The organism is Ligilactobacillus acidipiscis DSM 15836 (genome assembly GCF_001435755.1).
Classification (GTDB): domain Bacteria; phylum Bacillota; class Bacilli; order Lactobacillales; family Lactobacillaceae; genus Ligilactobacillus; species Ligilactobacillus acidipiscis.
Map to the genome: position 1 here is coordinate 1 of NZ_AZFI01000269.1, position 1,606 is coordinate 1,606.

Annotated in this window: 1 protein-coding gene; it reads right to left on the minus strand. The window is 33.3% G+C overall.

Translation table 11 applies throughout. From position 1 onward, the window contains the following. Positions 1 to 246 precede the first annotated feature (246 nt). Positions 247 to 1,203 carry an LCP family glycopolymer transferase gene (locus FC65_RS10595; RefSeq protein ID WP_056972701.1) on the minus strand — a complete coding sequence of 319 codons (957 nt, stop codon included), beginning with the start codon at positions 1,201 to 1,203 and terminating at the stop codon, positions 247 to 249. Between the last annotated feature and the right edge of the window lie 403 nt (positions 1,204 to 1,606).

Here is a 1,606-nt window from a genome sequence, read left to right on the forward strand (position 1 = left end):
CAACTGAAAAAGAACTAGAGCCTTATTTACCATGGAATTAAACTTAAATAGTGCCAAAGATCCCTGATATGAAGCAATGCTTGCCTTCGCGTCAGGGATCTCTATTTGTCAAACCAAATTTGAATGGTTTTGACTAGCCGTCCAGTTGAACACTGTTTACCTAAAAATTGTACACCTGTTTTTTCTTTATCAGGACTAGTTTTTGTTCTAGTCCAAAAATAATAATGTCTAGAATTGTCTTAGATGTTATTTGACTTCTAATTCAGTTTTCAACTCTTTTTGTGCAGAATTCAAAGTACTGTCGGAAACTACTTCATAAGAAACGCCATCAATCATCTGACCTTGACCTTGTAGCTGCTTTTGTGAAATGTTAGTAGCACCTTTATACTTAAAATATATTTCTTTCATTTGGTTAAATGAGATATCAGTTTTCATATTTGAGGAAATGGCACTTAAAATAGATTTATATTTTGTGATACTTCTAACTGAAGCAATTTTTTTAACTAGGGCAGTTACAACTTTACGTTGACGAAGTTGACGTCCGTAGTCACCTCGTGGGTCTTCATGACGCATTCGTGAAAATGCTAAAATATTATTCTGGTCAATTGTAACTTTACCTTTTGCAAAATGATTTCCTGATTGAGTGAATTCCAGGTCATTTTCTACTTCAACTGATCCAATTGCAGCTGATAACTGTTGAAGGCCCTTCATATTCACTTCAATGTAGTGATCTAGCGGAATACCTAGATAACTTTGTAAAGTATTTAAAGAACCAGTTAGTCCGCCATAAGAATAGGCTGCATTAATTTTGCTGTTTCCTGAATGGCCTGGAATGTTGACTAATGTGTCTCGAGGGATACTTAATAAGGTCGTCTTTTTGGATGTTACGGTTGCAACCATGATTGTATCAGAACGTCCATTTTTTTCTGTCCTTCCTAAATCGCCTGTGTCAGTCCCCAATAAAAGTACAGAAAATGGCTGACCTTTTTTCAAGCTTACTTCGTTATTGCGTCCAGTTTTATGTTTGACTGGAGTATATGTAGACTCTACTGAATGTTTTGCGTCAAAATAAAATTTAGCTAAAACAGCACCGTTGATCAACAATAAAGCTAATACGATTCCTAAAACCCATTTCCAAACACGATTTTTTCTATGATTGGAGTGATGTTGCCTGTGTTGGTAATTTTCATCTTTTTTTACCATTATAGATACACCTACTTTTTATATATAAACACTACCATAATTATTATAGCAAAAAAATATCGAGTTAGTTGCTTTTCTTATTATGTAAGTGATTAAATTTTGTTGGTTCACGAACTACGCTATACATGTGAACGTCTGGTTATTAATTTTTTTGAATCGATATTTTTTAAGCAAAAAGGTAAGGAAAACCACTTGACAATTATGCACTACACGCATAGTATAAAAGGGAACACTTGAGCTTATATAGTATAAAGCATTGTTTTCAAAAATTTTGGTGTCCTTACTTTGAACGTGCTGAACAAAATGCTTTTTTATTTTATGTCATTTTGTTATCGGTTACATTATTTGGAGTGCTTATCTAAGATTAAAATAATTTTGGGTCTAAACTTTTTAGTGTTGATGA

Excerpts from the sequence above, each read along its gene's own strand:
- FC65_RS10595 (WP_056972701.1), bottom strand. The coding sequence starts at position 1,203 with ATGGTAAAAAAAGATGAAAATTACCAACACAGGCAACATCACTCCAAT.